The organism is Fenollaria sp. (genome assembly GCF_057222035.1).
This window is the reverse complement of sequence record NZ_JBXXYC010000002.1, coordinates 43,470-67,062: the sequence shown is the minus strand read 5'-3', so window position 1 is coordinate 67,062 and position 23,593 is coordinate 43,470. Positions and strand designations below refer to the sequence as shown.

The following is a 23,593-nucleotide window of genomic DNA, read 5'->3' as shown; positions in this document are numbered from 1 at the left end:
CAAAACCCTACGGATATTTTTTAAAATTCAATATTTTATTTTGAATAAACTCTTCTAATTATTGTTGCTTGTCTTGTTGTTGGGTTCCAAAGAATATCTATACCATCCTTTAATCCAAGTGCTCTAGCAATGTTTGCAATTGGAAGTAAAGTTCTATTATTTACTAATTGAGGTTTAACATCGCTTTCGAACTTAACGCCATTAACAATAATTGTATTAGTGTCAACAGGTATTTCAACTTTGAATTGATTGTCATATATAACTACAGTTCTTGTTTCCTTAATCCATGTAACGTTAAAGCCAAGTGCTTCAGCTACATATCTAAGAGGAATCATTGTTCTACCATTCTTAATTTGAGCAGCTACATCCATAGTCTTTTTAGAACTAATTCCATTAATAAATATTTCTAATTCTTTTGAACCTATAGTAGCAATAGCCTTAATTTCAGTCATTGTAGTTTTTTCAGCTGGTTTTTCTTCTTTTTCTTCTTCAGCTACTCTTCTATCGTCATTATTAGGTCTATATGGTCTGTAGTAATCGTCTTCTGGCCAATATGGTCTGTGTGGTCTATAGTAATCATCTCCTGGCCAGTATGGTCTATCTGGTTCACCTGGATCTGGATTAGGGTTAGGGTTAGGGTTAGGATTTGGATTTGGATTTGGTGTTGGTGTATCTTTAACAAACTCCCAAGTGCCGATAATCTTTGTATTTTTTGTTATCTTTGTTATACTTGCTGGTTCCCATCCCTTGAATTTCCAAGTGCCGCCTTCAACTTTTACGCTTGTAGTATCTAATGTTACAGCTGGATAATCAGTTTCAGGTTTTACTAATTCTTCTGTTGGTAAAAGTTTTTTAACTTCATCTGGTAATACTTTTCCTTCTGTAGCTGATTTAAATTCATAAGTTACTTTAACTTTATCCTCTACAGTTATTTGATATTCAGCGTTAAATGTCTTTACTGCATTATTTGCATGAGTAGAAGGTCCTGTTACAGTTATCTTCTTAGCATCATCTTTTAATGCAAGTGCGACAACATTATCAACAGGTGTGCAAGTTTCTCCTTGACCATTGCCTCCGCCTGCAATACCAGTAGGTGCTTCTTCTGTTCCGTCTTCGCCTTTAATTGTGTAGTCAATTGTTACTTCTTTATTAGTTTCTGGATCTAAAACTGTAAGGTGTAAAACTACTTCTTTATCAACAAAGTCTGCCAATGTTCCAGTTTTATTTCCTTCTGTTTGTACTGAGTTTAATATATCTGTTCCAAATATAAGCTTAAACATTTGTTCAACTGTCATTCCGCTTTCTGTTGCTTTATCAGCTAATGATTTTAAATCTCTTTCTTCAAGATTACCAACTTTTAATTTTATTAGATGATTTTCATTATAAAGTTTTGTTAAACCAGCAACTATGCCTGTTCCAGATATTTCTTTAGCTCCTTGTGTCTTGTCAAGTATTTTTACTGTTACTGTCCTAGTTTGTGGATTGAAGCTTCCTTCGTATACACCATCTTTTTTCTTAATGCTTTCAAACATTGGATTGATTTTTTCTTCGAATTCTGCTTTTATTTCTTCGTCTGTCTTTGGTGGTTTTTTATCTTCACCACATAGTGCAAAGTTAAATCCTAAGCCCTTTAACTCATTATAAGTGTATATTTTAGTATTTTTATTACTATCAGTAAACTTAAGACTTAATTTTGATAAATCAAGCTTTTCACCTACAACATACTTAGTTGTTGGATCAGTTTCTTTTTCTATTGATACAGTGTTTTCAATTCTAAATACACCGTCTTTAACGACTAATGCATCTGTTTCTGCAAATGTAGTGTCATCTTTATAAACTTTTAATTTTTTTGTATTGTCAGAAATTTCTAGAATCTTACTGTTATCAACATCAGTATAAGCAGCAGGAGTTTCGCCATTAGGCATAGAAACCTTTAAGCCGTAATCAGCAAATTTGGCATAAGGTACATCTCTATTAACTACTTCACCAGTTGTAGATCCTATCTTTGGTGAAGTTAGAGTAACTACTAGTTTATTTAAATCAAGTTTAGTTACACTTGGATCTTTATCGATTTTATATTCAAGTGTTGGTTGAGTTTTTATTACAATCTTTGTAATTTTTGTTTTATCAAAGCCGTCATTATTTAATTTTAGCGGTTTAGTATAAGCTAATCTGCCTTTATACATAACTTTTACAGATTTACCGTTGTACTTATCATACGTTAAAGGAGTATCATTTGCTGGTTCAACTTTAACATCTGTACCAAAGTTTTCAAAAGGTATATACAATGGTTCTCCATCTTCTCCATATGTGCCAATAACCATGTGGCTTAAATCAAGTGTTGGATTATCATCGTCAGTATAATCAAGCTTTGGATCTCCTTCAACATATAGGTATGGATATACCCTTATTTTGTCCTTTGATTTAGTTTCCTTACCCTCATTTTTAAAGGCAACGTTACTGTCTTCAGTAACTTTAGTATCTTTACTTAATTTTTCTACATTGAAAGTAGTAAAATCTTTTATTTTATAAAAATTGTCCTCGTCTCCATCGCTAAAATGCATTATATTTTTATATTTTATATCTTTGGTTCCATCTTCTTCCCATCTTAGCTTACCATCTTTTTTAACGATATATGTGTCATTAATACTAAAGTATTTTTCTATTTCGCCATTTAATTTTTTATATTCATTAAGGTCAAAGTGCCTTACTACATGATTCTCTTCGTCAGTAGTAATCTCATAAAGATCTACATTAGTCTTATTTTGATAGTAATAATAATTAGGATTTATAGCGCTACTATAGTCTTTATCAAGGTATTGATTATATTCTTCCGGATATATAATGCTACTGTTTATATTTTTATAATCATAACTTTCATCAAAATCTTTTAGGTCATCTTTATCAGCAGACCAGCATACAAGTTTTTTGCCTTGAACATTAGTTTCTGCTGCTCTAATTTGGCTTAAAACATCCTTATATCTTGTATTTTCATTAATATTAATTACTTTAGGCTCACCCTTACTATTATGCAAAGTAAGTGTCAAGTTTGGTTTTTTTTCATATTCAACGTTTATAACTCTATCTTTACTTATTTTTTCATAAATTCTAGTTTTTACAATCTTGCCATCAGGTGCTTGTAAAGTATAACCTGCTAAATTTGCACTCTCGCCAAAGCTATACAAAATATCTACAATATATAGTGGGTTTACATAAATTTCTACAGAAGTATTAGTTTCAAATTCTCCTCTGTTTCTATGCTCATATCTTCCTTCTCCTATATTGACAGTTAATTTAACCCATTTGTCTGGTTTTGGAGCAATTCTCTCTGCTAGTATATAATTAGGTGTATATCCATTGGCAATTATGTCAACAGTAACAGATTTATTAGGCATTGCTACACCTCTGTAATCTATCAAAACACCATCCATATAAGCCTTAGTTTGACGAGAACTTTCCTTATCTTCATAGAATATCACTGTACCGGCTTTAAGCTTGTCTCCATTATTAATAGTTACTTTATCACTGCCGTTTTCATAATAAAGTCCTATTGGGTAATTGTCAGGTATGTCCACACTCTTGTTAAATTTCACCTCAAACTCTTCTACTTGAGTGGGATCAGCACCCCCCCCCACCTGCGTATAGCGTAATACCTGATGAAAGCATCATGGCTAGTACAAGTATCAAGCTAAGAATTCTTTTTGCGTTCTTCATTTTAAAACTCCTTTCTTTATTAGCAAGTCTTTCTTGCCACTGTTTGGTAGATTGTCCTAGATTATTACCCACCTAAACATATAATGTTACTTTAATTATACTACCTATTATTATATAAGTCAATCACTTTATTTTACTATATAAAAAAATCTTATAGGTGTGCCAGTATCCATAAATTATCCTATAATAAACTAAATAATAAACTAAATAATAAACAAATTTTTCATTTTTATGAAAAAGAAAAGCTCTGCCGAGCTCTTCTTTCCCAGGTAAATTTTAATTTGGAGGTTTCTTGAAGTGTATTTTGTCCGCTTTCTTGTAAATATACGGATACTTAATAAGTGAAAATGCTAGTGACATTAATCTCATTTAACACACTCCTTTTGTTTGATTGAAAATTTCTACAACTATATTATAAGTCATATCGTGTTTTTTGTGGTTAAGTCTTTGTAAAATTTGCGTAAAATTTACTTTTTCCTTGAATAAAATTTTTTTCTATTGTATAATTAAATTATGAAGGAGGCAGAAATATGGACGAAAAATACAATAAAAAGTCATTATTCTTTTATTTTAAAATAGTTGCCTTTGGTGTCATTTTATACGTGGCACTCTCTAATTTAAAGTCGCTTTGGTCATATCTAAACATTTTCTTAGGTATAATCACGCCATTCTTAGCTGGTGGTTTTGTGGCTTTTATATTAAATATTCCGCTAAAACTATTCGAGGAGAAAATTTTTGGCAAATGGAAGCCTAAAAAAATTGGTTTTAAGCGCGCTATATGCATGCTTCTTACTATATGCATACTGATTGCAATTATGTTCCTTCTTGGCTACATCGTTGCGCCTCGTGTGCAAGAATCAATTATAAGTGTTGCGCAAAAACTTCCTGAGTTTGAGGACCAACTTGTTAAGCTTCCAGTGCTCAAAGAATATGAGGAAAATATTCACGAACTATTCTCTAAGCTAAACATCAACAGTGTTCAAAGAACTCTTATCAACTACGTTCAAAATGCTAACTCCGACTTATTTAACACTATAGTTTCAAGGGTTGGCTCAGTTCTAAACACACTATTCGCCATGTTTATGGGCTTTACATTTGCAATATATGCTTTATCGTCCAAAGAGGACCTAGCAAGAAAGACTAAGGAGCTTTTATACTCTGCTTTTCCTGAAAGATGGGCTGACAAGTTTGTAAGGTTTGGAGAGATAGTTTTTGACAACTTCTACAATTTCTTCACTGGTCAGTTCATAGAGGCTTTGGTCTTTGGTTCTATGTGCTTTGTCGGTATGCTGATATTTGGGTTCCCATTCGCTCCAGCTATATCCATAATTATGGGTCTTGGTGCCTTGATACCAATACTAGGTGCCTACATCGGTGTTTTCACTGGCGCACTGCTTATACTACTTCAATCGCCGTTCAAGGCTTTGATGTTTATAATATTTGTAGTAGTCTTGCAACAATTCGACGGCAATGTAACTTATCCAAGGATAGTTGGTAACAAGGTAGGACTACCTGCAATGTTTGTAATTGTCGCAATCACAGTCGGCGGCGCTTTATTTGGAATAATTGGCATGATACTCTTTGTTCCTTTGTTTTCAACTATATATACACTGCTTGGCATATACAAGGACAAAAAACTTAAGGAAAAAGGTATTGATATAAAAAGTAAATAATTGATATAAAATATATGCACTTCGTAATTGAAGTGCATTTTTTATGAGATTTATAAAACTTAGATTGTCTATCTTATTTAGACATATAAGATATAAAATAATAAAATTTAAAACTTTTGTTATATATAGCTAACTTTTTTATGTGTATCTATTGTACTAGAGTTCAAACTGTGCTACAATATATTTAAAAGATATATCTTTTTGATATATTGGCTAATTGTGATAGTGGAGTTGAAGCTATGAATAAATTTAAAGACTTAATTAAATTATACGCTAAGGAAAGGATTGAAAATCCTAAGCAATTTCCAAAGCTTGGCGAAACTTATTTAATAAATGAAGAAAATATCAAGGGCTACTACTGGTTTTACGAAACTGATGATTTTATTTTTGATATAAATGATTTAACAATGCTTGATGATGTTGTTTATAAGGATGTGCCTGATATTTTTAATTTTTTCTATATTTCATCTATATACATCATATCTGCTTCGGGCGAAACCTTCTACCCTTATCAAGTTGTTGAGCCAAAAACTTTATATATAATAGATAGGACAAAGCCTGTTATGAAATATGTTTTGCATAAAAATTCTAGATATAGCGCTGTGAGCTTAAAGATTAAAGAAAGTTTTCTAGATGATGAATTTTTTAAAAGAAATAATCTTAATAAAACAAAAATTGCTTCAATATTTGTAGAAAATAAAGGAAAAGTGTCAAAAAAGATTGAAAAGATAGCGGTGGAGATACTTAAGTGCAAGATGGATGCGGAAGATGCAAAATTATTTTTTGAAAAAAAAGCTAAGGAGTGGATAGCAATATCTTTAAGTGCTATAGCTGATGAAAAAGATAATGTAAAGCTCCCTCAAGACGATGACAGAGCCATCACCAGCGTTGCAAAATATATCGAGGATCACTTCTCCATGAATTTAAAAGAAGATCTTTTGTCAAAAATTGCAATGATGAGCCCGACTAAGCTTAAATACACTTTTAAAAAGAAATACGGTGTGAGCATAACTGAGTTCACTCAAAGAAAAAGGATGAATGTCGCTGAAAACCTGATACTAACTACTGATCTTGATGCCAAATCCATCGCAAAATCTGTTGGATATGCATCTCAAAGCAGGTTCTCAACACTTTACAAAAGATACAAAGGCTGCCTTCCATCGCAGCTTATGAAAATTAAAAATTAAATTTTAAAATGCACTTCATGAGAGGTGCATTTCTTTATATATATATTTTTTTTATTTAAGAAAATCTAATAATTTTTCTGCGTATAATTTAGGTTCTTCGTGCAAGAATTGACCGTGTCCCTTGCCTTCGAAAACTTCGGTCTTCATTTGAGGTAAATATTTTTTCAAAACTGCCTCGCTCTTTTTGGGTATAGCTTCTTCGCTGCCCATCAAAAATGAAACTGGCTTGTTAAAGTTTTTCAGATTATCTGAAACATGATAGTGATACAAAGTCTTACAAGCGTTTAAAATGGTCTTCTTAGTGATATTTGTATACATCATTTCACTTGCGCTATCATTGCCCTTGCCCATAAAGTAGTCAAGCATGAACTTTGGTATAAATTTTCCTTTTTTAACCCTATCCGTTCCTATAGCAAAAGCATAGGCGAATGGTTTTGCCGCAAGACCCATTTCTATGGTGATGGCTGCGTCAAGAAAAAGTCTCTCTGCTTTTATACTTGCTCTTGAAACAAGATCAACTGCCATGGTCGCGCCCATTGAAAAACCGCATAAGCCATAAACTTCGCCTGATAAATTATTTATTATATAATTTTCAATTTCTTCTATACAATCATTCATTGAGAAAATATCTTTTTTGCTCTCATCATAATGACAATCAAGTTCGCATAAAACTACATAATAATCACTTAAGTATGGCAAAAGCGCTCCAAAACATAGCTCAGCAGTCGATGCAAGGCCATGAATAAAGACTAATGACTTATTATTTCTATCGCCACAAGTAATATAGTTCATATTGACTCCTTTCTTGAATATATTATAGCACAAATAAAAAAAGAAGGTAATATGTTTTTCATACTACCTTCGTATAATATATTTCTATTTATCACTAATTCTGTAGAAAATATTGTTATATTTCACCTGTCCCACCTATTTCAAAGAGAAAACAGATGGATTTGCCTGTTTTAATTTGAAAGTATTCTGTAGGCAAGTTTTTTCCTATACATATCTAAATCGCCTATTTCAAAGATAAAACAGATGGATTGTGCGTTGTACAGAATTTTTTGGAGCGAGTCGTATGAATATACGTCGCAGCGACAAAAGAATTCGAAACTAGCACAAGGCGCTGTTTTAATTTGAAAGAGGCTTAGTGAACTGCTTTTAGTAGCGCCTTTAAGAACTTCCACATTCTTTCAGTTGACTTAATATCTAGATGCTCTCTAGCTGTATGAACGTCGTAGATGTTTGGTCCAAAGCTTATCATCTTAGTATCTGGTAAGATTTGTTTTAGTAGACCGCATTCAAGTCCTGCGTGTATAGCGCTTACTTCTGCGTCTTTGCCTGTTTCTTCCTTATATACTTTACTTACTAAGTCTCTTAGTACTGGGTCTTCATCAAATTCCCATGAAGGATAGCTTTCCGAAAGTTCAACTTTGCCGCCAAGTACTTCTGTCATGATCCTAACTTGTTCTCTTACTTCAACAAGTGCTGCATCTGATGAGCTTCTGATTGAGCATAGATAGTTTACACTATTTCCTTCAGTTCTTAATATAGCTGCGTTGCAGCTTGTCATTACAAGACCTTCTATGTCCTTAGACATGTATATAACGCCGTGTGGAGCAAGCATTAAGAAGTTTATAATTCTATCTGTATCTTTCTTTGTCATGCGTTTATCTGCTTTGACTTCTTTAAATTCAAGTGTCATATTTGGATCTTCTACATGATAATCTTTTTTGATATGGCTGAATAATTCATTCATCGCTTCTTTAACTTTAGCGTAATCTGTATGAACTATAGTAGCCTTTGAGACGTTGGCGATGGCATTGTGCTTAGTACCGCCTTCGATTGAAACTAATTTTAATTTATCGCAGTTGCATTCATTTAAAAGTCTTGCTAAAACTTTGATAGCATTTGCTCTTTGCTTGATGATTTCCATGCCGCTGTGTCCGCCTGTAAAGCCTTTAAGTGTTATTTCTAAAGCTTTTTTGTCGTTATCTTTGTATTCTACTTTGAATTTGGATTCACTATTAACTCCACCTGAGCTTGAAGATAAGAATATACCTTCTTCTTCAGAGTCAATGTTGAATAAGTAGTCTCCGCTTAAGTGTTCGTTTGTTAAATTAAGCGCTCCAACCATGGAAGTTTCTTCTGCAGTTGTAAATACTGCTTCGATTGCTGGGTGCTCAATCTCTTTTGAGTCAAGAACTGCAAGTGCCATAGCAACTGCTATACCATCGTCAGCACCAAGTGTTGTGTTATTTGCTCTTAGGTAGTCACCATCAACTATCATCTCGATTGGATCTTTGGAAAAGTCATGATCGCTATCTAAAGTTTTTTCGCAGACCATATCCATGTGTCCTTGCAAAATAACTTTTGGAGCATTTTCATAACCCTTAGTAGCACCCTTGTGTATAACGATGTTTAGTGCCTTGTCTTGCCATACATCTAAATTTCTTTCCTTTGCCCAATTGTATAGGTAATCGGAAATTCTTTTTTCGTCTCCTGATCCTCTTGGGATTTGGTTAATCTCTCTAAACCAATGAAAAACCTCTTGTGCTGGTAAATCTTTGTAGTCCATAATTTTACCTCCTAAAAATTTTCTTTAAAATATTTAATTATATCGTCCGATTCATAAAGTGCCTTACCATCTATGAATAAGCATGGTACTTGGTCTTTTCCGCCTCTTTTAATTAAGTCTTCGTTATTGTTTCCTTCTTTGATGTCAACTAATTGAACATCCTTTATTTGACAATTGTCCATCATGTAGTTTAATACCTTTTGACAGTATGGGCACTCAGCCTTGTAATAAAGTTCTAATTTCATCTTAACCTCCTAAATACTACCTAATTTAATTATATTTCGAATAAATAATTTATTTTGTATGCGTATAGGAACAATGCCATCTTCAAGTGAATCTTCTCCATCAAATTCATCATTTTTTAGTCTGCCTAAGGAGCTCTTATCAAGGTATTTAACTTTACGTGCGTCCTTCATATAGCCAGTCTTTAGCGTAAACTCTAGATGCCTATTGCGCTCATTTTCTTCAATGAAATAATCCGCTTCCTCTACATAGGTATTGATACCCATATCCGTAGTAAAATCAATCATCAAAAGATCTTTTTTTATGCTGTGCTTATCAAATTTATATTTGCGTCCGTCTATGTCGATGGTGATTTTCTCATCTAGAAGGTCTAGTATAGACATAGTTGCTGGCATATATAAAAGGTCATCGTAGTTATGAAGTACAAATCTATCAAAACTTTCTTGATTTTTATTTTTTGCATAGTCTTTGTAAAAACTGATACACTCGCCGCCATTATAACGGTCTTCTCTAATTATGCCAAGCTTTTTCTCAATATTTTTTTGCTTAAGTCCATCAAGATTCAAAGTATCCTTGTGAAGCCTAAGTTTTTCATACATATCAAAGGACTTTGGCTCAGTGACGTCTATGCCGTAGCGCTCAGCTCTTTTTTTAATGAAGGGTAAGTCAAAGGAATTGCCATTGTAAGTAACTACTGTTTTGTAGCCCTCTAGCCTTTCGTTCATCAGCTTAAGAATTTCTTCTTCCTCATCCTTATCTTCAGCTATAAGCTGAGTTATATGCATTGTCCTTCTCTTTAAATCAATAAAAACTAGCCCGATGAGGTAGATAAAGCTTCTCATGGGGCTAAGTCCTGTCGTTTCAATATCAAGAAAAACAGCTTCCTCATCGTAGTACTTTGACTTAAAAGTTAATTTTTCATCATATTCTAAAATTTTCATTATACATTAAACCTAAAGTAAACTATATCTCCTTCTTGCATAATATAGTCCTTGCCTTCTAGTCTCATAAGACCCTTTTCTTTTACTCTGTTCATGGACATATCGTTCGCAACAAGGTCATCGTAGCTAACAACTTCCGCGCGTATAAAGCCTCTAGCGATATCTGAGTGAATTTTGGCAGCGGCATCAACAGCTTTAGTGCCTTTCTTAATAGTCCACGCCCTTGTCTCGTCTTCACCAGTTGTTAAAAAGCTCATTAAACCAAGAAGCTCATAGCTCTTTTTGATTAATTTATCAAGACCTGATTCTTTTATGCCCATGTCCTCTAAAAATGCTTTTCTTTCTTCATCATCAAGCTCACTCATCTCTTCTTCAATCTTAACAGAGATAGGAACTATCTCAGAGCCTTCTTCTGCAGCAAATGCTTTTAATTTATCTACGTACTTATTGTCCTTTAAATCATTGATATAATCATCTTCAGATACATTTAAAACATAGATTATAGGTTTTTGGCTAAGTAAGTTAAAACCTCTAAGCATAGCCTTTTGATCGTCATTTAAATCAAGTACTCTCGCTGATTTGCCCTCTTCAAGAACTTTCTTCACTTCATTTAATAAATCAAGCTCACTTTGCAAAGACTTATCGCCCTTCACTTGCTTAGTTAATTTTTGTATTCTTGCTTCAACCATGTCAAGGTCAGAGAAGATTAATTCTAGGTTAATAGTCTCTATATCTCTTAGCGGGTCAATGCTTCCATCGACATGAACAATGTTTTCGTCTTCAAAAACTCTTAGCACGTGAACAATGGCTTCAACTTCTCTTATATGTGATAAGAATTTATTACCAAGGCCCTCGCCCTTTGATGCGCCCTTAACTAGACCAGCTATATCATAAAATTCAATCACTGCTGGTATAGTTTTTTTCGATTTATTTACTTCTGTTAATATTTTTAGTCTCTCATCTGGCACTTCAACGACGCCAACGTTAGGATCTATGGTGCAGAAAGGGTAGTTTGCTACCTCTGCTCCCGCCTTTGTGATGGCATTGAAAAGTGTTGACTTACCTACGTTTGGTAGTCCTACTAAACCTAATTTCATTATTTTACCTCTCTTATTAATATATCTTTAATCATTTTGGCGCTATTGCCGTCACCATAAGGGTTTATGGCCTTATGCATCTTAGTGTACTCGTCTTTATCTATTAGTAGCGTCTTCATATTGTTATAAACGCTATCAAATTCAGTTCCGACAAGCTTTGCAGTGCCGTACTCAATACCTTCTGGCCTTTCAGTCTCGCGTCTAATAACAAGAACTGGTACGCCTAGCGCTGGTGCTTCCTCTTGAAGTCCACCCGAGTCAGTCACTACCATGTAGGCATGTTTAAGTATATAAGCCATGTCTTCATACTCGACCGGCTCTGTTAATATTACATTATCTGCTCCGTCTAAATGCTTTTTAGCAAGCTCTCTAACTCTTGGATTTGGATGCATAGGAAAAACTATGTTAACATCGTTAAACTCATCAGCAATTTTTCTTACTGCGCCGAAAATATTTTCCATTGGCTCGCCTTGATTTTCTCTTCTATGTGAAGTTAAAAGAATTAATCTTTTATTTAAATCTATCTTCTTTAAATCATCTCTTGTAAATGAATCGACCTTATCGGCAGTCATTAAAAGTGCGTCTATAACAGTATTGCCAGTTATGTAAAGCTTTTTTTCGTCATAGCCTTCCTTGATAAGGTTTTCCTTTGCTCTCTGTGTTGGGCAGAAATGAAAGTCAGTCATGATACCAGTTAGCTTTCTGTTCGCTTCTTCTGGGAATGGACTTAGAATATTGCCACTACGAAGACCAGCTTCAACGTGACCAATCTTAACACCATTATAAAAAGCCTCAAGCGCTCCTGCAAACACAGTCGTTGTATCGCCTTGAACCAAGACAACATCAGGCTCTTCCTTCTTGATAACTTCTTCCAAACCCTTTAAGGATCTTACAGTTATATCAGTCAAAGTCTGTCCCTTTTCAAATATATTCAAATCATAATCAATTTCAAGATCAAAAACCTTTATTACCGAGTCCAAAAGCTCTCTGTGCTGACTTGTTATGCATGTTACAAGCTCAACGCCATCAGCTTTTTTAAGCTCTTTAATAATAGGTGCCATCTTTATACCTTCAGGCCTTGTTCCAAATATTACTAAAGCTTTCAATTTTCACCATCCTTAAATAATCCAATCTTATATGCTAAAAAAACTATTATCATAAATATAATTCCAGACATAAGCACAGACACAGTATTTCTAAGCTTCATCACAAGTATGCCAAAGATTGAAAATATCGCTGATATCGTATATAGTATCAAAACTGTCTTTTTTGTCGAATATTTTCTTAAAAGTCTATGATGCAAGTGGCCTTTATCAGCCGAAGCAATGGATCTTCCGCTAAGAAGTCTTCTAATCATTGCAAATGTTGTATCAAAGACAGGTAGACCAAGTATCATGATTGGTACTATGATACCTATGGCTGCGACTGCCTTCATTGCTCCTTGTATTGTGATGACAGCAAGCATGAATCCAGCGAGTAAAGCGCCTGTATCGCCCATAAATATTTTTGCCGGAGCAAAATTATATTTTAAAAAGGCTAAGTAGCTTAGTCCAACGCATAAGCAAAGTGCTGTCAGTGAGTATTGTTCATACGAAACAGATACCACAGCTAAAGTCATTGACGAGATAAAGACAATGCCGCCTGCTAGACCATCGAGTCCGTCTATTAAATTTATAATGTTAGTTACGCCAACTATCCAAAATAGTGTTACAGGCAGAGAAAGTAAGCCCAAGCTTAATAAATTATTATCTATAAATGGGTTGCCTATGTTCATTATCCTGATATTGCCTAAAAAATAAACGATAAGTGCAGCTATAAGTTGAAATAATACTTTGTATTTCGGTTTAAGGTCATGAATGTCATCATAAAATCCAGATAGCATGATGATCGTCGCACCTATGAATATAGCTGTGTTCCTTGGCGTAAACTTATAAAGTATCATATATGGGATAAAGATTGCGAAATACATAGCAAAGCCCCCACAAGTCGGGATAGAATCAGTATGCATGCGTCTTTGATCCTTAGGAACGTCTATGAAGCCAAATTTTTTAGACAAACGTATTTGAAGCTTTGTAAATATTAGTCCAAGAACTAAACTTACAAAAGCCGCAAAATATATTCTCCTCAATTAATTCACCTACTTAGTTCCGAAAAGTCTGTCTCCTGCGTCTCCAAGTCCTGGAACGATGTATTTGTGCTCATTAAGCTTTTCATCAACATTCGCTACATAGATGTCAACATCTGGGTGATGGCTCTTTACGTATTCAACTCCTTCTGGAGCAGCGATGATGTTTACAAGCTTTATGTGCTTTGCGCCTCTCTTCTTTAAGAAATCTATAGCAGCTGTGGCACTTCCGCCAGTTGCTAGCATTGGGTCAAGTACTATAACCTCTCTTTTATCAATATCTGAAGGAAGCTTGCAATAGTATTCAACTGGCTCATAAGTCTTTGGATCTCTATATAGACCTATGTGGCCAACTTTTGCTGCTGGTAATAAGCTTAACATGCCGTCTACCATGCCAAGACCAGCTCTAAGTATTGGTACTAGCGCAATCTTCTTGCCAGCTAAGCTATAGCCAGTAGTTTTGCATATAGGTGTCTCTATAGGCATCTCTTCTAATTGCAAGTCTCTAGTTACTTCGTAGCCCATAAGCATAGATAGCTCTGTAACTATCTCCTTAAATTGCTTTGTGCCAGTTTGCTTCATTCTTAATATGCTTAGTTTGTGTTTAATAAGTGGATGATCAAATACAGTTACCATAATACCCTCCTAACAATTTTCGATTAAATCGACTCTTCTTTTATGTCTTCCTGCTAAAAATTCTTCAGCTAAAAATGTATCAAGTATAGACTTAGCAAGCTCATCACCGATTACTCTTGCACCAAGAGCTAGCATGTTCGCATCATTATGATTTCTAGACATCTTCGCCATGTACTCGTTAGTGCAAAGAGCACATCTAATGCCTTCTACCTTGTTTGCAGCAAGTGAGATGCCTATGCCAGTGCCGCAGATAACGACAGCTTTTTCTACTTCGCCAGATGCAACGCCATTTGCAGCCTTCTTGCCATAAATCGGGTAATCAACTGATTCAGTTGAATTAGTTCCATAATCAATAACTTCAATACCTTTTTCCTTAAGGTAGTTCTTTAATTTTTCTTTTAATTCAAATCCTCCGTGATCTGATGCTATGCCTATCTTTCTCATGATACCTCTCCTTTACAATTTTATCATATAAAATTTTTATTTTCAATACTTTATATTGTGGCCCGACGACTTGATGATTCTATTCATAATCGCCATGAAAATGCCTTTGCGCTCATATCCTTGCAAAATTATATAGCCAAAACCTTTGTCATCGGCAGTTCTTAATAAGTTAAATATATTGTGCGATATACTGATGGGCTCTTTGATTGAGCCTAAGTCCATAGTATTAAAATTCTTAAACTCATCTTCATATTCCTTAAGCGTAAAAATAACTGGTTTTTTATCAAGATTTACTTCATACTCGGCCTTCATCTTATTTATAAGCTCTTCGCCCTCGCCCATGATGATGACTACTTTTGCATTCGGCTTGTAATGCGTGTATTTTTGTCCTGGGCTGATTGGTTTTTTCACTTCTTTATCATCAGTGATTGCCTCGTCGTACTCAGCTTCAGGAAGAATTTTTTGTAAATCCTCTAATGAGATTTTTCCAGGTCTTAAGATGCGTACCTTGTCTCTACTTAGGTCAATGACAGTTGATTCGATACCTACCTCACTCATCTCGCCATCTAGTATGTAATTAAGCTTGCCGTGAAGGTCCTTATATACATGCTCAGCACACGTTGGCGATGGATATCCAGATATGTTTGCGCTTGGCGCGGCTATGGGTGTGCCAGCATACTCAATTAATTTTCTCGCCACATCGCTTGATGGCATACGTATAGCGACGCTATCAAGTCCAGCAGTGATAACGCTTGGAACAATTTCCTTTTTCTTTAAAATTATAGTCATAGGTCCTGGCCAAAAAGCATCAAGCAAATCATCATATTTACTCTCATAATAAGCAAGTGGCTCTATCATTTCTCTTGACGCTATATGAAGTATTAGTGGGTTATCCGATTGTCTTCCCTTTGCTTCATAAATTTTTTTAACAGCCTCGGCATTTAATCCATCTGCACCTAAACCATATACAGTTTCAGTCGGAAAAGCTACGAGACCGCCTCTTTTGATCTCTTCAGCGCATAATTTTATATTATCATCAGTAATTTTTAAAAGCTCTGTCATTATATCAACCTCTAAACTTAATTTTACCACAAAAATGATGATTTATCAATACAAAGGCAAATGAAATTGATATTATTACTTATACAAAATGTTTACAAAATTTTTTTCTAAGATAAAAATATAAATCGATTGACCCCTTTCAAGAAAAAATATTTATGCATCACAAGGCAAAATAAAAGAGAGACTTATAAAAGCCTCTCTCATATAAATTAATATTAAATTATTTAATTACGGATACTTCGGCTATATCTCCAGTCTTAAGCGTTATCTTTCTATCGCCTAAGCTGCCCTCAACATCTTCAAGAAGCATTAGATATATTTGTCCCTTAATATCTTCTTTTTTATTGATGTCCTTAGTAGCTGCGTCGATGAATTTAATCTTGATATCGCTCTTGCCATCTTTATTTAAGAAAGCTTCTCCGCTATCTTGATTAAATATCTTAACTGTACTTGGCAATTTAAAGTTTTTGTCCTTAATATTAAAAGCAAAGACAACTCTTCCATCAGCATCCTTCATTGGAACGAAGTATGATGCATCATCAGGATTGAATATATAAAGTAATTCTTTTGTGTTAAGAGTTTTATCAACTATAAGTTTTGAACTTGCTTCGTAGACAATCTCTTCTTTGCCATCTAGGTAGTAGAATATTAAATCGTACTCGCCTTTTTTAAGCTTATTTGTCTCTTTGTTTAATTCTATTTCTTTTCCGTCCTTCATTACCTTAACTTTAAGTTCATCGCTTACATCTTTTGATGTAACTGTGTCAAATAGGGCTGCCTCGGCTCCTTCATAAGTCTTGAAGAATTCTTCATCAATTGCTTCGCCCTCAAGCGCTCTATATATACCTAAGATATTTTTAAATCTTTTTGCTTTTTCATCTGGTCTATACTCAAGTGTTGCTGAATAAGTCCTACCAGCGAAATCATAAGAGAATTTAATTCTTATCTTTTCTTTGTTGCTTGGCTTTCTAAACTTAACAATCTTTTTAGAAGCATCTCTAACAGCAAGGTCTTGATTTGTTTCGCTTGTTACATTTATTTTCATAGCGTGTGAATTAAGTCCTGTGCCACATGGATATATAGCGTAAACAAGTCTTTTTACCTCATCCATCGTCATGTCGCCCTTCATATCAAAGCTTACTATTTGTCCTTCAATATCTCTAGAATTGTAAATAAACTTGATTGGTAAAATTTTTGCTATTTCAGAATTAAGTTCTTTATTAGCTTTTTTGATGGCAGCATTATTTTTACTTGCGATTGCGCCTTGAAGAGCCTTCTTTTTATTTATAAGATTCTTAAGACTTGAATCATACTTTAGTATATCATCAGCTGTCTTTATACTTTCTTTAGCATCTTTAACATATTTAATGTCTTTGTACAATCTTGTTACTAATTCTTCAAGAGCTTTTTTCTTAGCATCGATATCTTCCTTAACTAGCTTTTCTTGTGTTAATATATCAGATGCTGAATCAATCAAAGCTGCGTCATCTTTATTTAGGTTAAGTTTATTTGACTTAATAAAATCTTCTGCTTTTGAAATCTGTGTGTCTAAATCAATTTCTGATGCAAGTGTTTCTTGAATGCTGTTTAATTTATCCCAAATTTCACTTATTTTAGTTGTACTTATCTTGCCATAGCCCCTTGAAGATGTTTTAGCAAGAGCTAAAATTTCTTCTACGGCTAATCTTTCTTCATTTTTTTCATTTAGACCAAGGTCCTCAATAAGTCCTTCGTAGTATTTTACTTCTTCAGACATATCTTTTAGGTCTTGAACTGCGTTATCATAAGCCTCTTTAACTTTGCTTGCATCATCTAAAGCCTTGTAAAGATTTTCTTTTTCGTCCTCATCCTTATGATCTTTGTATCTATTGATAAGCCTTATTAATGTATATGATTTATCTTCAAGATCACTGATTCTGCTTTGAGTGATGGCTTTTAAATTCTTTAGAGCTTCCTTCATCATCTCGGCTAATTTTGAATTTTCATCCATTGTATTAAGAAGCATGTTTACAGCATCATCAAGCTTATATACCATAGCGTCAGCTTCATCATGCATTGGCTTTGATACGATAAGCTTTTCAGCTTCTTCAATCAATCCATCTACATCAGCATTTTTAATATCTTTATTAAGATCTTTTAGATAATTAATAGCATCCTTTATCTCGTCAATTGCATTTTGATCTGCGTAAAGGGCATTTATGCCATCTTCAAGAGCAGTCTTTGCTCCTTCTAGGTCCTCTTCACTTATTTCGTCATATTTTAAAATTTCTTTTGCATTTTTAAGAACAGTTTTTAAATTTTCTAGAGCTCTTTCGTAATTATCCTTGTAATAATCACTATCAGCCATCTTAATCATAGCGTCTGCCATCTTGATTAAATCTTTAAGCTCATCTTTATCACTACTTGCTTCTTCAACTTTAGCCTCATCACTCTTAGTCTCAGCATTTTCTTCTTTTATAGCATCTATCGCGTCTGAAAGTTTTTCACAAGCACTTTCAATTTCACTTACTATTGCCTTTTTATTATTTAAAACAAGTTTTGCGTTTGCATAAGCAAATTCATAAGCCTTTGCTAGCTCATCACTTGCCTTCTTTGCATAGCCCATGCCATTCATTAATAGCTTCTTAAGCTCGGACTTGTCAGCGTCTTTGTAATTAGCTGGATATCTAACTGGTGTACCAAGTCTTTTATAAATAACTGCTACAAGCGATATAAATTCAGCTCTTGTAATATTGTCATTCGGCTTAAATGTTCCGTCAGGGTAACCGATAAGAAGGCCAAGTGCATTCAATGCGTTTATATAGCCAGCTTCCTTTACTCCTTCAAGGTCAGTGAAAGCACCTTCATCTTCTTTTGCGTCTATACCATAAACAATGGCAAGCATTGCAACTGCTTCACTTCTACTTACTAACTTCTTTGGCTCAGCCTTATCAGCCTTATTTTCAATAAAACCTGTGTAAACGGCCTTTTTATATTCTTTGTAATAAGGGTCATCCTCTTTTATATCAGTAAAGCTAATATCACTTTCCTCAATAACCCCAGTTAATCTATTTATCGCTTGAATCAATTCAGCTCTGCTAAGCTTTTCATTTGCGCCAAAGCTTCCATCTTCACGCTTATCAAATAATTTTAACGCTCCGCCATCGTCTATATAGTCCTTTGCCCAGTGTCCATCAAGGTCCTTATATGAGGCTGCAACTAAATTTACAGAAAAGATAGCGACTAAGATTAGTGAAATAATTATAGCTAATTTCTTTTTCATGCCCTGCCTCCTTATTTAAGCTTCTTAAGCTTGATACTTGGGTCTAGTCTGTAAATAATTATATATTTTTCATTTACTCTAGCTGTGCCCACTTCACTTATAGAAACTTTAAATTTGTTATAACCTGGTTTAAGTTTTACTGTAAACTTATCCTTGTTAATGTATCTAACTGCATCAAGCCTATCTATATCAAACTTATCATAAAGTTTTCTATAAACTGTTTCTATAAATTCATTCTTATCATCATTTGTAACTCTATCAACAATAATCTCTGTAGATTTGTTATCATCAGCAAGAGTGTACTTGATAGTAGCTTTATCGCTAGCTATGCCTCTTTTGTCAATAGTGTAGTTAAATGTAGCAGGACTCTCATCAACTGCAATTGTAGCAGCTGTGATAGTTTTCTTGCCAGATTTATTTTCAGCTTCTACTTGTAATTTTAGATTGCTATAGCCCTTAACCATATCGATGGAAGTTTTAAATACAAGTGCAAGTCCATCGTAGATAACGCCATCAGCATTGCTAATTTCGCCAGTTTGTTCAAGCTTAACTTCATTTGTAATATCTTTTTCTGCTAAAACTTTTTTATTTACATCATCTATTATTCTAAGAGTTAATTTAGCTAAATCGCTCTTATCAGTGAAAGCAACAGCTCCTATAACATTTAGCTTACCATCTTCAATCTCAGGCGCATCACCTTGATCGTTAAGAGGTCCGTTCTCACTAACAGTCCATGCGTTTTCTGGTTGTGTTAGATATATGGAAGGATATCCATTGCCTTGAGGAAGTCCTTTTGAGTCAGCTGGCTTTACCTCATATATTCTTGAAGTAAATGTAGTATCATCTTCAAATCTATATGGCATGTAATAAAGTCTCGCGTCTTGATCATATTCAAATTTATCGGCATACTCTTCGCCATTGATTATAGCTGATCCGATGGCATATTCCTTGTCATTATCTGGCAATTGTATTTGAACTTCACCATAAGAACCTTTTTGAATATTATAAATATTGTCATTCCACTTGCTCTTGTCAGAACTTGTAGTTTCTGTCCAAAAAGCAGCGCTCTCGCCTATAAGCTTAAGCTTAACAGTTTCTTTTGATTTGTAATTAGTGTCAAGAACCTTCTCTTCAGCCCAGTTGCCTGCAATATCTTTAACATATACACATAATTTTTCAATATCACAAATGTCATCAACTTTTACATAAACTGTATTTAATTTTTTAGAATCTTTAAGCTTTTCAAGTGACTTAGTAACTTTTTCATCTTGTTCAGTCACTCTCGCTTCATCTTCAGTGTAAAAATCAGTGTTTCCATAATAAAGTCCGCTCACTTCATTATACTTGTGATTGTTGTATATAGGCTCGCCATCATCGTCTTTACCAGTTTCTTTTACTTGCTGAACACCTATAGTATCTATGCCTATATCATCTGAGACGCTTAGCTTAACATATTTAGCATCGCCTTCGCTGATTATTTCAGCTGACTTGATTATAGGTTTATTGTCATCAAAGTAGATAGGTACTGAAACTTCTTGAATATTTTCTTTTTCAGTATTAAGCTTACCCTTTAAAATTACCTTGGCAAAATCATTTTCAGCAAAATCTTCCTTAAATAAGCTAATCCAATTTTCTCCGCCATTCTCAGCTAGTCTTGATTTAGCAAAGTAACTTAAATCAATAAGATTGGCCATAAGAATTTTATTAGATGCATCTTCGATTCTAGCCTTGATGTACTCAGCGTTTCTTAGCAGACCAAATCTTATCTTGATTTGTTCAGATGAATCATGATTTGTGATATAAGTCATCTTGCCCTTGTATTCAAATGAGTTTACCTTGTTATCAACGCCAGCAGCCTCATCGCTTTCTTCTGTAAAGTCAAAAACATCGCCCATAGCGTCATTAGTATCTTTATTTAAAATATTTGGTTTTAAATCATCGCTCCATTCGTGACTAAATACGTCAAATAATCTTGGTTTAGACCAATCGCCATAGAAACCAAGATAAGGAACTGTAAGAGTCGCATCTTTTTCAGTATCTTCTGGAACAAATCTTAAGAAACCTTCTACATAATTATTTAGATTGATATCATCGTTAGCAAAATTAAATTTAACACTAAACTTGATAGTGCTAGAAGCCTTTGCAATTACAGATTTTTTGTCAATACTAAAGTTCATATCTCTGTCAGTCTCTGTTGATACAGAACCAAAATCTTTATCGTTAACAAATTTTTCTGTAAGCATAGCTGGCTCAAGAGTATAAGCTATGTCCTCATCAGAATAATTTTTCAAAGTGTAGTCGATAGTGAACTCTTTATCTGCAAAACTCTTTAATTCAGCCTTAGCATCAAGCATTCTGTCATTTTTAGCTGTCGCTTTTACAGTCGCTTTTGCTTTCATTAGATTAGCTAAATCAATAAGGCCAGCGCCTTGTCTTCTTACTGGATAGTATGTTTCTTCGTCCTTTTGAGGAATTGCAGTGTTCATAAGAAGAGTCTTTGTTAAAGCCTCTCTCTTAGAAGCATCTTTTGCTTCTTCATAAAAGACTGAGTCTCTATCCTTGATAAATTGCATAACAATCGCAGCCGCACCAGCTACATGAGGTGTTGCCATCGATGTACCGCTCATAACTTGATATTTATAATCTTGGTCGATTGAGTATATGTCAGCACCAGGAGCAGTGATTTCAGGCTTCATAGTAAGATCAGGTGTTGGTCCCCAGCTTGTGAAGTCCGCCATCTGTCCAGCTTTTGGATTATCTTGAACACTCATCTCTTTATTAAATGAAATGCTTAGACCACTATCATCAATATATTTTAGAATTTTTTTACCATCAGTATTGCCAACAATGACAGCAGGGAAATTTACATCGTTAAATCCAACCATGGTCATAGGCTCATCATCAGTATTTATAACGATTACACCCTTCGCTCCAGCATCTCTAGCGTTACTTGCCTTTTCGTTGAAAGTGCATTCGCCTCTGTCAACTAAAACTAAAGCGTCCTTTATCTTTTCAGGTTCAATCTTATTTATATCACTTGCTTTGCCCTTATTGGCATAAACAAATTTATTAAATGTATAGTTCTCAGGAGTAATTTCAGAGCCCCAAGTGTATTTAATGTTCTTTATCTTGTCATTATTTGAATCTAAAGAACAAACTAAATACTTGGTATTTGTTATAGCTGCAACAGATGTAGTCGCCCAGCCAGTAGCAGGTGAACCAGCCATACCATAATCAGGGTTGCCTTCAAGAGCCTTCATAGCGCCGTCAGCATCAAAATATGAAGTGCCTTCGTTACCGTTAGCAACAGCAACTAAGCAGCCCGCTTTGATAGCGTTTTGCATAGCGACTTGAACGATGTCATCATCAGTGATAAATCCTGCAGGTGAACCAAGTGAAAGGTTCATAACATCAGCACCAAGCTTATAAGCGTCTTCAATTGCCTTGCATTGAGCGTCTGAATAAGTGCTTAAATCAGTTAAAGATGTAGAGAAAACCTTCATAATTATTAGCTGAGCATTAGGTGCAACGCCTTTAATTGGTGTTTTAGCAAGATTATTTGCATTCTTATAATCATCAGCTTCATTCGCGCTAATAGTTCCGGCAACATGAAGACCATGTCTTGAGCCGTATCTATCTTGTAAAGCATCTAAATCAGCTGTCTCATCATGATAATTATAAACATAAGGAATCTTTTCACAGATGTATTTGCCCTTTAAGCCATACTTTTCTTTAAGTTCATTAACTTTATTCTTTGTAAGAGCAATCTCTTTTTTTGCATCGTCATCAAGTCTGAAGCTCTCAAGATTGTTCATATCAAAACCAGTATCAAGCACAGCTACAACTTGTCCTTCGCCCTTATATTTTTTAGAAGCCCAAACATTTGGAGCTGATATCATTGATAAAGACGCATACATTTGTGGCTTGTCGCCCTTATTAGTCTTAGGCAAAGTATATTTTTCAGATATATGAACCCTCTTAACCCCCTTAATCCTTTCAATAGCAGCGATATTTTTCCTCTTTGTATAAATAGAAAAACCGCTCACAAAAGTATCAAGTGAGTACAATTCCTTAAAATCAATCTTAGCCTTACGCATAAGAGCCTTAACATTGTCCTCAGATTTTTTAATCTTATTAAGCGTATCCTTTGTTTTGCGAGTGTTGGCAAGAACCTTAGCGCCCTTCTCTTGCATTACAAGAGGCGCCTCATCAAGCTCAACTACAAGCCTTACGCTTTCATTCATAGACTTAGCATCGCTTTTTGCTCTTTTAGCATTTATGCTCTTGCTAAGGACCCTTTTTTGATTAATAGGTCTTTTTCTTGTGTGTATTGCCTTAATCATAGCCTCAGTAGTATTCACATCTTTTTTAGCAAAAGTGATTTGCGAAAAACTTGTGCATAACATCATTAGAGCTAGTATTAAAGCAAAAATTTTTTTACTGTGTTTCAAGAACATCCCCTCCTCGTGAAAATATTGCTTTGTCTATATTATACTACAATCACGAGTATTTAGGTAAATAATATATAATTATGAAGAAAATATCTTTTTTGTTAAAATAAAATAAATTTGTAAAAATATTTTCAAAAAATTTACGCATAAAAATAGACTTGCCTAAACAAGTCTATATGCATA

Annotated in this window: 15 protein-coding genes; 2 read left to right on the top strand and 13 right to left on the bottom strand. The window is 34.3% G+C overall.

Annotated elements, in window-relative coordinates; all coding sequences use genetic code 11:
* Positions 1-35: 35 nt before the first annotated feature.
* A complete protein-coding gene (locus AC2UOP_RS03270; protein WP_484832614.1) occupies positions 36-3,593 on the bottom strand; it encodes a stalk domain-containing protein in 3,558 nt (1,185 codons plus the stop codon).
* A 651-nt stretch (positions 3,594-4,244) separates the two neighbouring features.
* Here AC2UOP_RS03270 and AC2UOP_RS03265 point away from each other — a divergent pair.
* Both AC2UOP_RS03265 and AC2UOP_RS03260 read left to right on the top strand, forming a co-directional pair.
* On the top strand, positions 4,245-5,387 hold the full coding sequence (locus AC2UOP_RS03265) for an AI-2E family transporter (RefSeq protein WP_484832613.1): 1,143 nt from the start codon (positions 4,245-4,247) through the stop codon (positions 5,385-5,387).
* 239 nt (positions 5,388-5,626) lie between these two features.
* Positions 5,627-6,574, top strand: coding sequence for a helix-turn-helix domain-containing protein (locus AC2UOP_RS03260; protein WP_484832612.1), 948 nt, complete (start codon positions 5,627-5,629; stop codon positions 6,572-6,574).
* 51 nt (positions 6,575-6,625) lie between these two features.
* Here AC2UOP_RS03260 and AC2UOP_RS03255 read toward each other — a convergent pair whose 3' ends face one another.
* The 12 genes from AC2UOP_RS03255 to AC2UOP_RS03200 all read right to left on the bottom strand — a co-directional run bounded on the left by AC2UOP_RS03255 (position 6,626) and on the right by AC2UOP_RS03200 (position 23,410).
* Positions 6,626-7,366, bottom strand: a complete 741-nt coding sequence (locus AC2UOP_RS03255) for an alpha/beta fold hydrolase (protein ID WP_484832611.1) — start codon at positions 7,364-7,366, stop codon at positions 6,626-6,628.
* 352 nt (positions 7,367-7,718) lie between these two features.
* Positions 7,719-9,149, bottom strand: a complete 1,431-nt coding sequence (locus AC2UOP_RS03250; protein ID WP_484832610.1) for an aminoacyl-histidine dipeptidase — start codon at positions 9,147-9,149, stop codon at positions 7,719-7,721.
* A gap of 11 nt (positions 9,150-9,160) precedes the next feature.
* Positions 9,161-9,394, bottom strand: coding sequence for a glutaredoxin family protein (locus AC2UOP_RS03245; protein ID WP_085840571.1), 234 nt, complete (start codon positions 9,392-9,394; stop codon positions 9,161-9,163).
* Between the two features lie 9 nt (positions 9,395-9,403).
* Positions 9,404-10,333 carry a ribonuclease H-like domain-containing protein gene (locus tag AC2UOP_RS03240; protein WP_484832609.1) on the bottom strand — a complete coding sequence of 310 codons (930 nt, stop codon included), beginning with the start codon at positions 10,331-10,333 and terminating at the stop codon, positions 9,404-9,406.
* Positions 10,333-11,430, bottom strand: coding sequence for a redox-regulated ATPase YchF (gene ychF, locus AC2UOP_RS03235; protein WP_484832608.1), 1,098 nt, complete (start codon positions 11,428-11,430; stop codon positions 10,333-10,335). The genes AC2UOP_RS03240 and ychF overlap by 1 nt, the downstream gene beginning before the upstream one ends.
* Positions 11,430-12,536, bottom strand: coding sequence for a non-hydrolyzing UDP-N-acetylglucosamine 2-epimerase (gene wecB / locus AC2UOP_RS03230; RefSeq protein WP_484832607.1), 1,107 nt, complete (start codon positions 12,534-12,536; stop codon positions 11,430-11,432). Before wecB ends, ychF begins: the two co-directional genes overlap by 1 nt.
* A complete protein-coding gene (locus AC2UOP_RS03225; RefSeq protein ID WP_085840574.1) occupies positions 12,533-13,558 on the bottom strand; it encodes an MraY family glycosyltransferase in 1,026 nt (341 codons plus the stop codon). Before AC2UOP_RS03225 ends, wecB begins: the two co-directional genes overlap by 4 nt.
* 9 nt (positions 13,559-13,567) lie before the next feature.
* A complete protein-coding gene (gene upp, locus AC2UOP_RS03220) occupies positions 13,568-14,191 on the bottom strand; it encodes a uracil phosphoribosyltransferase (protein ID WP_070599272.1) in 624 nt (207 codons plus the stop codon).
* 9 nt (positions 14,192-14,200) lie between these two features.
* On the bottom strand, positions 14,201-14,635 hold the full coding sequence (rpiB, locus tag AC2UOP_RS03215) for a ribose 5-phosphate isomerase B (RefSeq protein ID WP_484832606.1): 435 nt from the start codon (positions 14,633-14,635) through the stop codon (positions 14,201-14,203).
* A 42-nt stretch (positions 14,636-14,677) separates the two neighbouring features.
* The gene (locus AC2UOP_RS03210; RefSeq protein ID WP_070599274.1) at positions 14,678-15,697 is read right to left on the bottom strand and encodes an L-threonylcarbamoyladenylate synthase; all 1,020 of its coding nucleotides are present in this window, start codon (positions 15,695-15,697) and stop codon (positions 14,678-14,680) included.
* A gap of 220 nt (positions 15,698-15,917) precedes the next feature.
* On the bottom strand, positions 15,918-18,959 hold the full coding sequence (locus AC2UOP_RS03205; RefSeq protein ID WP_484832605.1) for an S-layer homology domain-containing protein: 3,042 nt from the start codon (positions 18,957-18,959) through the stop codon (positions 15,918-15,920).
* 11 nt (positions 18,960-18,970) lie between these two features.
* Positions 18,971-23,410 carry a S8 family serine peptidase gene (locus AC2UOP_RS03200; protein ID WP_484832604.1) on the bottom strand — a complete coding sequence of 1,480 codons (4,440 nt, stop codon included), beginning with the start codon at positions 23,408-23,410 and terminating at the stop codon, positions 18,971-18,973.
* Positions 23,411-23,593 lie beyond the last annotated feature (183 nt).